Origin of the sequence: Wolbachia endosymbiont of Howardula sp. (assembly GCF_025021925.1) — a bacterium.
Lineage (GTDB): Bacteria > Pseudomonadota > Alphaproteobacteria > Rickettsiales > Anaplasmataceae > Wolbachia.
Window position 1 is genome coordinate 468,859 of sequence record NZ_CP092368.1, and the last position, 14,687, is coordinate 483,545.

A 14,687-nucleotide genomic window follows, 5' to 3' on the forward strand; every position below is an offset into this window, starting at 1 on the left:
TGTATCTGAAGCTCATTATCTGACAATATTTTTGACCTTATGCAATATAAGGATTGATAGCATAATATGCAATAAATTAGCACTTGCGATCTAAATGAATAATGAATAATTTACATTAGAAAGATTATTCAAAAAGAAATACAGTAATCACATTACTTGCATATAAGTTATACGAAGTAAGTAATGTTTATTTGCTGTAATGATTGTATACTATATTGTACATAAATAATAATTGCTCTACTGATAGTTATGATATAATTTTATAACATTAATTTCAGGTGTGTTGTAGATACTATATATGATCAATTCTATACAAAAACCTAACGAATTAAGAAAACATTTACAAGGATACTATCGTATCGATGAAAAGAGTTATATAAGATATCTTGTAGAAAAAGCGGATATCTCATCTGATTCGAAAAATAGAATTTATAATATTGCAAAACAAGTGACCGAAAAAATTCAAGGTCATAAGTTAAAGATAGTAGATTCTTTTATGCATCAGTACTCTCTCTCTAATGACGAGGGTATTGCTCTAATGTGCCTTGCTGAATCATTGTTAAGAATACCAGATGATTATACAATAGATGAATTAATAAGAGACAAAATTGCTCATCAAGAATGGAGCAAATATTTAGGACATTCATCTTCAATGTTTGTGAATGCTTCTACATGGAGTTTAGTGATAGGAAGTAGTATCTTGAGACGTAATACAGGAGGAGATACAAAATTTTATTACTTAATTTCTAGATTACTCAAAAATTTAGGAGAGCCAATTATTCGAAAAGCAGTGAAACAGGCGGTTTTTATGCTTAGTAAGCATTTTATTCTTGGAGAAACCATAGAAGAAGCATTAGAAAATATTCACTCAGATCAGCACAATAAATTTTTATCTTCTTTTGGTATGATAGGCGAAACTGTACATACTGCTGAAGATGCTAGGGAATATTTTAATTTATATATGCATGCAATAGAAGTTATAGGTAAATCAACCAATACCAACGATTGTTTTAAATCACATGGTCTTTCCATTAAACTTTCTCTCCTGCATCCTAATTATCAATTTAACAAATTTGATTGTATCTCTAATGAGATGTTAGGGAATATGTTAGAGATTTGTCATGAAGCAAAAAAATATAATATTTCATTATGTATAGATGCAGAAGAATCAGAAAAACTTGAGATGTCATTAATATTATTTGAGCAATTACGTCTGAATACATCTCTATCAAAATGGGAAGGACTTGGATTTACAGTACAAGCATATCAAAAAAGAGCTTTATCAATGATTAATTTTATTGAAGATATAGCTATTCGTATACAGCATAAGATTATGGTGAGATTAGTCAAAGGAGCATATTGGGATTCAGAAATTAAGCATACACAAGCATTAGGATTATATGGTTATCCAGTATTTACTAGAAAAAGCTATACAGATGTCTCTTATCTTGCCTGCGCACAAAAACTTTTAAGTAAAACACAGCATTTTTACCCATGTTTTGGTACTCACAATGCTTATACTTTTGCTACCATCATTGAGCTTGCTGATAAACATCATCCTGGTTTTGAATTTCAGCGCTTATATGGTATGGCAAAGGGGTTATATGATTATGCAATGTCGGAACTTGCAACGAATATAAATTATCGTATATATTCACCAGTAGGAAAACACAGTGATCTATTATCTTATCTTATTAGACGTATTCTATCTAATGGAATTAATAATTCATTTGTACATCCAGTGAATGACTCACATATTAGCATTGATGAGCTAATAGATCCACTAGAAAAATCTAGAAGTTTTGAATTCGAACCTCATACTAGTATTCCGTTGCCACAGAAGATTTATGGAGATAACAGAAAAAATTCTCTAGGTATGGATATTCATGATTCAGTCACAGTATCACATTTTACAAATGAAATACAAATACTCAATAATCAAAAATGGCAAATAGGACCTATCATAAATGGGCAGTTATTCTTTGATAATACTTACTATACTGAAATAATAAATCCTGCAGATTTGGATCATGTACTTGGAGAGATATCATATACTACACAAGAGCAAGCTATTCAAACTCTTGAAATAGCATATAATGCCTTCACACAATGGAATCATATTTCACCAGAAGATCGCGCACAGTATCTTGAGGAAGCTGCAGATTTATTGGAAGAAAGGAAAAATATACTAATTTATATATTAATAGTAGAAGTGGGAAAAGTACTGTCTGACGCAATCTCAGAAGTAAGAGCGGCAGTTGATTTTTTGCGTCAGTATGCTATGATAGCAAAGAATCAACTAAAAGATTGGAAGAAACTACCTAGTATTACTGGTGAAGAACATTTTACCTGTTTCGAAGGTAGAGGAGTCTTTTTATGTATATCGCCTTGGAATTGCCCTCTTGCTATATTTGTTAGTCAGATTTCTGCTGCACTTGCAGCAGGAAATACAGTACTTGCAAAGCCTGCAAAACAAACATCTTTGATCGCATTTGAGATTATTAAGATTCTACACGAATCTGGTATACCAAACAATGTACTTCACTTTATTCCTGGAGATGGCTCTGTACTAGGTACAGTATTGTTAATAGATCAGAGAATTGCAGGGGTAGCTTTTACTGGATCATTATGTACTGCACAAATCATTAATCGCATACTTGCTAGTAGAGAGGGTGCTATCATCCCTCTTATCGCATCAACAAGAGGGATGAATGCCATGATAGTAGATAGTTCTGCTCTGTTAGAACAAGTGACGGAAGATGTGATAATATCATCATTTTGTAGTGCTGGTCAGAGATATGCAGCATTGAAAGTGCTATTTATTCAGGAAGATATTGCAGACAAGCAAATTAAAATGATTTGTGGAGCTATTCAAGAACTCAAGATTGGCAATCCAATAGAATTCAGCACCGACATTGGTCCAATGATTGATAGAGAATCTCTTGAGCAGTTAATACAATATACTAATAGCATGTCAAAAGACACTAATGCGTATTTAATATCAGAGGCACATATGAAGTGCCATATTCCTAATAATGGCTATTTTTTTTCTCCATATATTTATGTAATACAAAATCTTTCACAAATTAAACAAGAAATCGTTGGACCTATATTGCATATTATACGTTTTCATAAGTCTCAATTATATGAAATAATCAGTGATATTAATAACATTAGATATGGTCTTACCTTCTCTTTGCAAAGTCGTATACAAAATCAAATAGATATAATAAGTAAAAACGTCTCAGTAGGAAATGTATATATTAATTGTAATCAGATAGGAGTGGGAATGAGCATGCATCCATTTGGCGGGAGAGGATTATCTGGTACTGGACCACATGTTGGAGGCTCTCATTATATACATCGTTTTTCTTCAGAAAAAGTGGTCAGTTTGAATACTACAGTATTTGGTAGTAATACAACACTCACGTCCTTGAATTAGAGAGAAAAGAGAGAGATTAGTTGGGGGGGCCCAAATCTTACTTAAAGTGTCGCGGGATTCTCATGACTTGCTATAACAAATGCAGTGGCATACTCTCCGTCATCACTAAGAGAAAGATGTATTATATAATTCCTAGAAAGCAAATCTTGCTTAATAGAAATATATGGTCGTCCTGTGAGATCGTTATATACTTCTATATATTTCATTCTCATATTTTTGCTGCAAGCATTACCTAATGCTTTTACACACGCTTCTTTTGCTGCAAAACGCTTAGCAAAATGCTTTGCTAACATTGTATTATTATGATATTTTGTACTTGCTTTGATTTCTTGTGCAGTACATATCTTTGTAAGAAATTTTTCTCCATATATATGCAAGATTCTCACTATTCTTGGTATATATACTATATCTATTCCAATACTATATATCATAGTGAGTTAAAAAAATGTATTGTTTTATCAACATGCATCTGTTGTATTTCTCCAGTGATTCTATTTTTTACTTCAACTATATTATTCTCTGATAATGTTTTTCCAATAATTATTTGCCAAGGTAACCCTATAAGATCCATTTTAGCAAATTTGATACCAATACTCTCATTTGTATCATCATAAAGTATATTGCTAGTGTTACACGCTTTATATATCATATTTGCAATATCTACACATTTTGCTATGTCTGTGTATAAGTTAATTAAACCTATTTTAAAAGGAGAGATTTCGTCTGGCCATATCATACCTTTTTTTGCACTGTAACAAGTGGCTATAATCGCACCTATGAGTCTTGAAATGCCAATTCCATAACATCCCATATGAATGTTCGTCTTTATACCATTGCGTAATGTACATTGAGCATTCATCGAACTTGAATATTTATCTCCTAAATAAAAGATATGTCCTATCTCAATACTATGCTTTATACTTAATTGCTCGTGAGGTATAGAGCAAGTATTTGCATCATATATATCCTTTGAAACTGCATAAATATGCTGTATATTAAGCATTTCTTCACTATGCAATAATTCAAAAAATTTACTTTCATAGTATATAGTACTTTCACCATCTTTTGTGAGAATATGAAATTCATGACTTAGATTTCCTCCTATTGCTCCATTGTGTGCTCTTACTCCAATCGGAGTTAATCCCATACGTTTAAAGATATTAATATATGTCTTATACATTACACAATATGCATTTATGGCACTGTGATAATCCGAATCAAAACTATATGCATCTTTCATGAGGAATTCTCTACTTCTTATAATACCACATCTAGGTCTGAGCTCATCGCGAAATTTCCACTGAATTTGATATAAACAAATAGGCATATTCTTATAACTTGTCATTGTTCCTTTTATCATATCAGTCACTATCTCTTCATGAGTAGGACCAAATAACATATTGTTTTGGTGTCTATCCTTGAGACGCAACATTTCTTTACCATACTCATGATAACGTCCTGATTTCTGCCACAAGCTAGCGGGTTGTATACAAGGCATAAGTATTTCAATTGCACCAGATTTATTCATTTCATCTCTAATAATCTTCTCAATATTTTTAAGAATAATAAGACCAAGTGGTAACCAAGCATAAATTCCAGATGCTATCTGCTTAATTAAGCCTGCACGAAGAGAATAATGATGAATAAGGATTTGAGAGTTTTTTTCTTCAGTTTCTTTTAAAGTTGGTAAGTAATATTGTGATAAACGCATGATAAGTTAAGAATTCTACTATATTCATCCTAATACAAACAGATTTTTTTGGCAATCTTATTGAAATAAGATGACTTGAAGTATCAAAAGACAAAATAAAAATTATCAAAAAAAAATATTGTGACTTAGTATTGCTAATCACATGAGAGAAGTACCCAGCATCAATGATATAGCTAGATATAGGGAAATCATATTAATAGATATGTACAGAATATTCTATTTTCTCAATATATGACTAAAATGTTTAATGAGGCCTTGAATAGGCCAAACCGCAGCATCTCCAAATGCGCAAATCGTATTGCCTTCTATCTGAGTCGTAATATTGAGTAATTTGTCTATTTCATCATGTTGTACCTTTCCTGAAACCATTTTTTTTATTATTCTCCACATCCATCCAGTACCTTCGCGACAAGGTGCGCATTGTCCACATGACTCATGCATAAAAAAATATGATAATCTCTCAATTGCAGCAACTATGTTAGTGGATGTATCCATAACTATAATAGCAGCAGTACCAAGGCCAGTACCTACATGTTTTAATGCATCAAAATCCATTGTAATAGAATCACATATTGATTTTGGAATTAATGGCACTGAGCCGCCACCAGGTATTACAGCTAGTAAATTATTCCACCCTCCTTTAATACCACCTGCATATTTGTCTAATAATTCTCGTAACGGAATTCCTAACTCTTCTTCTACATTACAAGGATGATTCACATGGCCTGAAATACTAAAAATTTTAGTACCAGTATTATTTGGTTTACCAAGAGACGAAAACCACGCACTACCACGTATTAGAATATCTGGTATCATAGCTATAGTTTCTACATTATTCACTATTGTAGGACAACCAAATAATCCTACATGTGCAGGAAAAGGAGGTTTCATACGAGGAAAACATTTTTTTCCTTCTATAGATTCAAGTTGAGCTGTCTCTTCTCCACATATATAAGATCCTGCACCTCTATGAATAAATATATCAAGATTATAACCCGAATTACAAGCGTTGATACCAATCAAACATTCTTTATAAGCTTCTGCAATTGCTTTTTTTAGAATTAAGAATTCATGATAGAACTCTCCTCTGATATAAATATAAGAAGTAGATGCATTAATTGCACGTCCAGCTAATAGAATCCCTTCAATTAATTTATGCGTTTCATACCTAATGATATATCTATCTTTACAGGTACCAGGTTCTGATTCATCTGCATTAATTACTAAATATATTGGCTGATTTTTTGAAGTGTTTTTAGGTATAAAATTCCACTTCAGACCAGTATAGAATCCAGCGCCTCCCCTTCCTCTTAATCCAGATTTTATCACTTCATGAATAATTTTCTCTGAGCCTAGTGCTAATAGTTTTTGTGTATGTTGCCAAGTACCACGCTTCCTTGCTCCCTTAAGACAAGCAGTATATTTGCCATCTAAATTAGTAAAGATTTTATCTTGTGAGCTGAGCATATAATATCATATCATATCTTCAAGTATAATATCAACAATCATTTTTATCAAGTTTAGTGTAAGAAAATCTCACAAAATCTTTAATCTTAATTCTCAAAATTTAAAAATTTAAAAAAATTTTTTTAATAGATATGAATAGATTAATCATGATAATTAATATTTATAAATTGTGATCCCGGCGCGATTCGAACGCGCGACCCACTGATTAAAAGTCAGTTGCTCTACCGTCTGAGCTACGGGATCATAAAAGCTGATCGTGTTACTATCGTTTATGCGTATAAATACAACTTTTATGCATTTTAATCAAATGAATATTTGCATATTAACATAGAATGCATGTTCAGGGTATGAGCATATATCTCATTTGTGTATCTCAATCATATGTTAAGTATTGTGCTCTCTAAAACACTATTAAGTATCTTAGTACTAAATATTTCTTGCATTTTTACCATAGTACTTCACAATTAGAGTGAATATCCATTATCATGGGGGTATAGTTCAGTTGGTAGAGCGTCTGTTTTGCACGCAGAAGGTCAGCGGTTCGACTCCGCTTACCTCCACCAAATCTATATATAAATATATTTAGGTTAATACATTGTTAATCAGTTCAAATGCTTTTATAGTGATGATGATGTAATGATTCAGTATACTATTTTAGTATTGATTATCTACTACAATATTACATTTATAAATATGTAATACTATCAAATGATAATTTAGATACAAATCTAGATAAAGATAATAAAATATGCATGCATCGCTCTTTAAGGATTGATAGTATTAATTTTTTAATACTGCACTTTCTAGGTTTTAGAAAGCAGTTTTATAGAATAAATTTTCATTTGAATGATGCAGTATTATTAGTTTCTAAAATACATATCGTCATAGTATTATTTAAGATTGTAATAAACATAACGAATATGATTGATAGATCAGTAATACTTCAAGAGTATTTGTATGATATACATCTTATAGTGCTCATCAATTTAACAAGTAATTAACTGATACAGACATATACTTTTTGTTTACAATAAGTATATTGATAGCTAAAATGAGAATAAATGGGCGATTAGCTCAGATGGTAGAGCATCTCGTTTACACCGAGGAGGTCGGCAGTTCAAATCTGTCATCGCCCATTTCTTAAATAGATATTATCTCTTAATCATAATTATAAATATGCAAGATCATCTAGTACCAATATCAATCGTTAAGGACCTGAAAGAATCTTATCTTTCATATGCAATGAGTGTGATTGTCAGTCGAGCTATACCTGATGTCCGAGATGGCCTGAAACCTGTACATAGAAGAATTTTATATGCAATGTCACGAGCAGGTTATGATCATGATAAACCATATAAAAAATCAGCTCGTATTGTTGGAGATGTAATGGGTAAATTTCACCCACATGGTGATGCAGCAATTTATGATTCTTTAGTACGTATGGCGCAAACTTTTTCTCTACTAGTACCACTGATTGATGGCCAAGGAAATTTCGGGTCAATAGATGGAGATCCTCCAGCATCAATGCGATATACAGAAGTTAGACTTGAAAGAGTATCACATTTCTTATTAAAAAATATCGATGAAAATCTTGTTGATTTTAGATTAAATTATGATGGACATGAAACTGAACCAGTTGTATTACCTGCACAATTTCCAAATGTGTTAGTAAATGGTGCAAGCGGTGTTGCGGTTGGTATGGCAACCAATATCCCTTCTCACAATCTAGGAGAAGTTATTGATGCTTGCATTACATATATAGACAATCCTGAAGTTACTTTAGATCAATTACTGAATATCATACCAGGACCTGATTTTCCAACAGGAGGTGTGATACTTGGAAGATCAGGTATCAAATCAGCATTTGCAACAGGGCGAGGGACAATTACTATACAAGGTAAGACACATTTAGAAGATGTTTCACAAGAGAGAAAGGCAATAGTCATTGATGAAATTCCATATCAAGTCAATAAAGTGATGTTAATAGAAAAAATCAGTGATTTAGTAAAAGACAAAAGAATTGAAGGTATAACAAGCATAAGAGATGAATCTGACAGACATGGAATTCGTATAGTCATTGATATAAAAAAGGATGCTGCATCAGATTTTATTTTAAATCAAATTCTATGCCTTTCTCCACTGAGAAGTAATTTTAGTATTAATACTTTAGTCTTGAAGAACAGTAAACCTACTATAATGACATTAAAAGAGATTTTATGCACCTTTGTTGCGTTTAGAAAAGAAATTCTGGTACGTAAAACAGAATTTCGTCTCAGAAAAACAAGAGAAAAAGCTCATTTATATATAGGGCTATATATTGCAATCTTAAGCATAGATGAAGTAATTCACATCTTCTCCACTTCTAAAGATCCTTTAGCAGCAAGTATTGAGCTCTTAAATAAAGAATGGCAAACTTCAGATGAAATCAAAAAGATAATTGAATTAATTTCAGATAGTACGAATTTATTAAAAGATGGGATATATAGATTAACTGAATTACAAATTAAAGCTATTCTTGATATTAAATTACAACGTTTAACAGGCTTAGAAAAAGGTAAATTAGAAAGTGATCTATATGCAATGGTAAACTTAATAAAAGAATATATCACTTTTTTAAATTCAGAGACTCAATTAATGAATGCAATTAAAGTCAATCTACAGGACATCAAAAGTAAATTTGCTATATCACGAAAAACTGCTATTTCTGATTTAGATATAGATATTGATGCTGAAGATTTGATTCCACAAGAAGAGATGGTAATTACTGTAACAATGAATGGTTATATTAAACGTGTAAAACTCTCGCATTATAGAACACAGCGTCGTGGAGGTAAAGGAAAATTGGGACAAGGATTAAAAAAAGAAGATGTCATTATCAAACTATTTGTTGGCAATACTCATACTTCTTTTTTATTCTTTTCAAATATTGGCAAAGTATATCGATTAAAAGTATATAAATTACCTCTTGCAGAGCCTACTGCAAGAGGAAGAGCTCTTGTAAATATCTTTCCTCTTTGTGAAGGTGAAGCAATCACTAATATTATGCCATTACCATATTTAAATGATAAAAAACAAAATATTATGTTTGCAACTGCACATGGGAATGTGAGACGTAATGCTTTAGAAGATTTTCAATATATTCCAATTAATGGAAAAATTGCAATTAAACTAGCTAGTCATGATCAGTTAATTTCAGTGAAAGTGTGTGATGCAGAAAATCACATTATCCTGTCAACTAGATATGGAAAAAGTATAAGATTTATTGCTAGAGATGTACGTAAATTTAAAAGTCGCAGTTCAGATGGTGTGAGAGGAATAAAACTTGCAGAAAATGATAGTGTGATTTCTATGAGTGTGCTAAATGACGGCATTAATGTTTCTACTGAAATAAAGCATAGGTATTTAGAAGTAAAACTGTTAAAAAGACTTGAAGTAGCAAGTTCTAAATTAATAGATCTAAAATTAGAAAAAGTGTTAGAAAATCTCACAATAGATAAAGAATTATTTATACAGTTGGTGCTCAATGAAGAATTCCTATTGACTATTACTGAAAATGGTTTTGGTAAGAGAACTTCTTCATATGAGTATAGGATTACTAATAGAGGAGGAGTAGGTATTACAAATATTCTCACTACAAAGAGAAATGGAGGTGTAATTGCTAGTTTTCCTGTAGCACAAAATGATAATGTGATTCTTATTACAGATAAAGGAAAATTGATTCGTATTTCAGTATATGATATAAGAATTGCGGGACGTAGTACGCAAGGAGTGACTTTATTTAAGACAGAGAATAAAGAAAAAGTTGTATCAGTAGCAAAAGTAGAAGATTCTGATTGTAATGATCATGATATAAAAATTGTAGATATCATGCATATCAATCAGGAGTGAATACTCTAGAAAATAGATGAAGAAGTTTTTATTGATTAATCTATAATAGTATTTACATTAAAATATATTATTACAGATGAGGTATTGCAATGGACAAAAAATTAACTGATAATAATAGATCATGTATAAATGACTCGCAAAGAGAAAATATACTACCTAAAGATAATAGTAAACGAGATTTTATCAAATTAACTACTTGCGCTATGGCAAGTATAGGAGCTATAAGCAGCCTTTGGCCATTAGTTAAATCTATGAATCCTTCTGCTGAAATTTTAGCAGCATCTATAATAGAAGTAAATATTTCTGATATACAACAAGGACATGAGATAAAAGTAAAATGGCAAGGCAAACCAGTATTCATTCGTAGACGTACAAAGCAAGAAATCGATACAGCACAAACTGTAAATCTCGATCTTTTAAGAGATCCACAACGAGATGAACATAGAGTATACAAGGGACGAGAGGAATGGTTAGTAATACTAGGAATATGTACACATCTTGGATGTATACCTATTTCACATACTACAAAAGTCGGTAATGGTTGGTTCTGTCCTTGTCATGGCTCCTATTATGATACTTCAGGTAGAGTCATTGGAGGACCTGCACCAAAAAATATGATAGTACCTGATTATTTTTTTTCAAGTGAAAGTACCGTGATCATTGGTAAAAATACTTATTAAAGATTCAATGACTGCTAATGACTACTAATGTTTTTCAATAAAATCCCTGAAAAAGGAATCTATGATTATATCTCTATATATTCCTTTTTTCTTGATACGTGTATTTAATTTTTACCTTATAAACAACAATTTTGAGAAGAATGTTTATTACTACCTCCTATAACGATATGATATAATAATAATGTAATATTGCTTTACGTACTGCTATTCCGAATTGTACTTGCTGTAAAATAATACTATCATGTATCTCATGACTTATTTCAATTCCTCTATTTACTGGTCCTGGATGCATAATCAGTACATCTGATTTTGCATATGATAACTTATATGAATCAAGTCCATATAAATAAAAATACTCTTTCTCAGATGGGAGATAATAAGAACTGTGTATACGTTCTTTCTGTAACCTTAATAACATTATCACATCCACATCCTGAATACCTTCAATCAAGGAATAATATGTTGAATATTCCGTATAAGAATATCTATACATTAAAGTAGGAGGAGCAATTAATCGAATATCGACTCCAAACATTTTTAGCAGATTGATATTTGATCTGGCTACTCTACTATGTAAAATATCTCCACATATCACAACTTTGAGCTTTTCGAGTTGTTTTTTATATTTAGTAATTACACAGTAATCAATAAGTGCTTGAGTTGGATGCTCACTTCTTCCATCACCTGCATTAATCACTGAACATGATGTCACGTATTGAGATAATATACGCAACATACCACTATCTTGATGTCTAATGATCATATAGAGAGGATGCATTGCATCTAATGATGCAATCATATCTTTTAAATCTTCTCCTTTATTTAAAGAAGAAAATCTAATGGGAATATTGATAACAATTGCTCCAAGACTTTGTGCTGCTATTTCAAAAGAAGTAAGTGTGCGAGTAGAATCCTCAAAAAATAAATTTATTATTATCTGATTTTTCAGTATATCAGAAATAGTGAATTTATCAACTATATATTGATTAGCTAACTTAGTAATATGTTGTATATCATCGATTGTAAGATCCGAAATGCTTAATAAATGTCTTCTATTATGCATAATGATATATTTTATTATTAGATTAATATCATATAGTATAGTGGGAATAATTTCTTCTATTTTTATCTGTAGAATGCATAATGAATATATATTCTATTAAAATCATAAATTCAAATAAAGTACTTTACTTGAGTCATATCTTCAAGTAGGTATTGATCTAATGCCCATACCATACTGTATAAATATTTTTTTTAAAAACTCTGAATTTTCTACAGCAATTAATCCAAATGTTCTGAGTACTCTAGCACACAGTGTGCTATTTGAAAACACTCGATTGATTCCATCTGTAAATAATGCCATAATCATATTATCACATAATCTATCGCGTGAGATTTGATCTAATAAGTATTCACTTCCTATATCAATACCATAAACTTTTGCATCAGAAATGCGATATAGTAAACTTTCTATATCTCTTATTCCTAAATTAAGCCCCTGTCCTGCAAGAGGATGAATAGAATGCGCAGCATCACCTATCAACAATATTCTACCATGATATAATTTTTTTGCAAAAGAAAAACTTAAAGGATATAATTGTCTCTCTCCATCTAGAGAAAGAGTTCCTACACAGGGATCAAATCTTTTTTTTAGTTCTAAAATAAATAATTCTTCAGAGAGCTCCATTAACATATCTGCAATTTCAGATTTTTCTGTCCATACTATAGAAGAAGAGTAGCCTCCTTTCATTGGTAACATTGCAAATGGTCCGCCAGATAAAAAGTGTTCTATAGCAATATTTTCATGATGTAGTATGTGATTCACAGTAAATACTATACTACTTTGTTTATAAATAAATTGCATACTTGGTATATCATATAATGTCTGTAGTTTGGAATTCTTACCTTCAGCACAAATCATTAATGAAGAAATTAACTTAGAATGATTATCAAGTATCACTTCTACATATCCATCAGCATACTGAATACTTTTATAAGAATTAGGAGAGTACAATTGAATTGTATTTAATAGACAATGATTGATTGCATTCCATATGGCAAGATTATTGATGACATAACCCATTGGTTCTTCGCTCACTATTTTGTGATGATAATGCAGAGTAAAGGGATTATTTTCATCTGATATAGATATATCGAGTATTGGTTCAGCTGCATGCGCTAAGAAATGCCATATACCTAATTGGTCTAATATCTTTTTTGAACCCTGAGAAATAGCAAGTGCTCGATTATCATCGGAAAGAATGCGAGGTACAATATTTTTTTCGATGACAGCTACAGATATATTATTCTTATTTAGACCAATAGCAGTGATCATACCTAGTAATCCACCTCCTGAAATGATCACATCATACTTCATATTCATTTAAGTTCAATAAACTGACATAATCTTTAAAATAGACACGTAATACTGTACGCAATATTATCATAAATCTTTATAAAATCTTTACCTAGTATTATAGGATCATTGTAATTATAGATTTGAGAAATTAATGGATCTATTGGAATACACGCTAAGAGCGCAATCCCTAGTTTTTCAGAGAGAGTTTTTGTACTATCTTTTCCAAAGATATATATCTTAGAATTATTGTATATAAAATAGCTCATATTTTCTATAATGCCAAGAATAGGTATATTAAATCTTATCAACATATCAGACATACGAGCTACATCAATGAGAGAAAGTTCTTGTGGTGTTGATACTATAATCGATCCAGTTAAATTAAAAGATTCCATGAGGCTAAGATGTATATCTCCAGTACCAGGTGGAGTATCAATGATTAAATAATCTATATTAGACCACTGAGTTTCTAGTAATAATTTATATAATGCTTTTGTCAACATAGGGCCACGCCATATCACTGCTTGATCTTTATTAAGAAAGAAGCCTATTGACATACTATGTAATCCATATTTCTTGATAGGAAGAATTTTATTTTCCTTGAAAGTTGGTTTCAATGTTTCAGCATCAAGCATTTTAGGAATTGAGGGACCATATATATCAGCATCAACTATCGCAACATTATAATGTTGACGTACTAATGATAGAGCTATATTTAGCGCAACAGTAGATTTTCCTACTCCACCTTTACCAGAAGCGATAATAATAGTATTTTTGACTCCTGAAATATTCATCTTCTCTTTTTGTGTTTTAATATGTTTATGATGTATAATAGTGACAGTTGCTTTTGATACTCCAGGTATCGATTGTATAGTGTGTTGACAGCGGTGTCTTAATTCTTCAGTGATTAATTCCGTATTATACATCTCAATGACACACGCAACAACTCCTCCCTCTTGGATGATAATTGATGTAACAGTACCTAGAGGGATAATATCTTGACCACTTTTTCGTTCTATAATTTGTTTTAAAGATTCTATTATAATTGCTTTATTGATCATTGATAAGAATTTCCAAATTATTTGCTTAATGATTTATTAATATCACAATATCATCGTGCACTATATAAATTTCGTTCTT

The 14,687-nt window shown here is 31.1% G+C and carries 9 protein-coding genes and 3 tRNA genes; 5 read left to right on the plus strand and 7 right to left on the minus strand.

Translation table 11 applies throughout. From position 1 onward, the window contains the following. The first annotated feature begins 298 nt into the window (after window positions 1–298). Window positions 299–3,442 (plus strand): bifunctional proline dehydrogenase/L-glutamate gamma-semialdehyde dehydrogenase PutA, encoded by a 3,144-nt coding sequence (gene putA / locus MC061_RS02150; RefSeq protein ID WP_259535678.1) that lies wholly within the window; start codon window positions 299–301, stop codon window positions 3,440–3,442. Window positions 3,443–3,483: 41 nt separating this feature from the next. Here putA and MC061_RS02155 read toward each other — a convergent pair whose 3' ends face one another. The 4 genes from MC061_RS02155 to MC061_RS02170 form a co-directional block, all read right to left on the minus strand. Then, window positions 3,484–3,873 (minus strand): holo-[acyl-carrier-protein] synthase, encoded by a 390-nt coding sequence (locus tag MC061_RS02155; protein ID WP_259535680.1) that lies wholly within the window; start codon window positions 3,871–3,873, stop codon window positions 3,484–3,486. Next, window positions 3,870–5,153: a proline--tRNA ligase gene (gene proS / locus MC061_RS02160; protein WP_259535682.1), complete on the minus strand. Its 1,284-nt coding sequence runs from the start codon at window positions 5,151–5,153 to the stop codon at window positions 3,870–3,872. The genes MC061_RS02155 and proS overlap by 4 nt, the downstream gene beginning before the upstream one ends. Before the next feature lie 216 nt (window positions 5,154–5,369). Then, window positions 5,370–6,620 (minus strand): NADH-quinone oxidoreductase subunit NuoF, encoded by a 1,251-nt coding sequence (nuoF, locus tag MC061_RS02165; RefSeq protein WP_259535684.1) that lies wholly within the window; start codon window positions 6,618–6,620, stop codon window positions 5,370–5,372. Window positions 6,621–6,790: 170 nt separating this feature from the next. Next, window positions 6,791–6,863, minus strand: a tRNA-Lys gene (locus tag MC061_RS02170). A gap of 244 nt (window positions 6,864–7,107) precedes the next feature. On the opposite strand from MC061_RS02170, the gene MC061_RS02175 reads away from it, so the two are divergent. From MC061_RS02175 to petA, 4 genes are all read left to right on the plus strand, one after another. Continuing rightward, window positions 7,108–7,183: transfer RNA gene (locus tag MC061_RS02175), tRNA-Ala, on the plus strand. A gap of 500 nt (window positions 7,184–7,683) precedes the next feature. Further along, window positions 7,684–7,756: transfer RNA gene (locus MC061_RS02180), tRNA-Val, on the plus strand. A 40-nt stretch (window positions 7,757–7,796) separates the two neighbouring features. Then, window positions 7,797–10,508 carry a DNA topoisomerase (ATP-hydrolyzing) subunit A gene (gene gyrA, locus MC061_RS02185; RefSeq protein WP_259535686.1) on the plus strand — a complete coding sequence of 904 codons (2,712 nt, stop codon included), beginning with the start codon at window positions 7,797–7,799 and terminating at the stop codon, window positions 10,506–10,508. 89 nt (window positions 10,509–10,597) lie between these two features. Then, window positions 10,598–11,188 (plus strand): ubiquinol-cytochrome c reductase iron-sulfur subunit, encoded by a 591-nt coding sequence (petA, locus tag MC061_RS02190; RefSeq protein ID WP_259535688.1) that lies wholly within the window; start codon window positions 10,598–10,600, stop codon window positions 11,186–11,188. Between the two features lie 157 nt (window positions 11,189–11,345). Here petA and MC061_RS02195 read toward each other — a convergent pair whose 3' ends face one another. From MC061_RS02195 to MC061_RS02205, 3 genes are all read right to left on the minus strand, one after another. Beyond that, the gene (locus MC061_RS02195; protein ID WP_259535690.1) at window positions 11,346–12,251 is read right to left on the minus strand and encodes an aspartate carbamoyltransferase catalytic subunit; all 906 of its coding nucleotides are present in this window, start codon (window positions 12,249–12,251) and stop codon (window positions 11,346–11,348) included. A 141-nt stretch (window positions 12,252–12,392) separates the two neighbouring features. After that, a complete protein-coding gene (gene ubiH / locus MC061_RS02200; RefSeq protein WP_346268845.1) occupies window positions 12,393–13,565 on the minus strand; it encodes a 2-octaprenyl-6-methoxyphenyl hydroxylase in 1,173 nt (390 codons plus the stop codon). A 32-nt stretch (window positions 13,566–13,597) separates the two neighbouring features. Next, window positions 13,598–14,608: an Mrp/NBP35 family ATP-binding protein gene (locus tag MC061_RS02205; RefSeq protein ID WP_259535694.1), complete on the minus strand. Its 1,011-nt coding sequence runs from the start codon at window positions 14,606–14,608 to the stop codon at window positions 13,598–13,600. Window positions 14,609–14,687 lie beyond the last annotated feature (79 nt).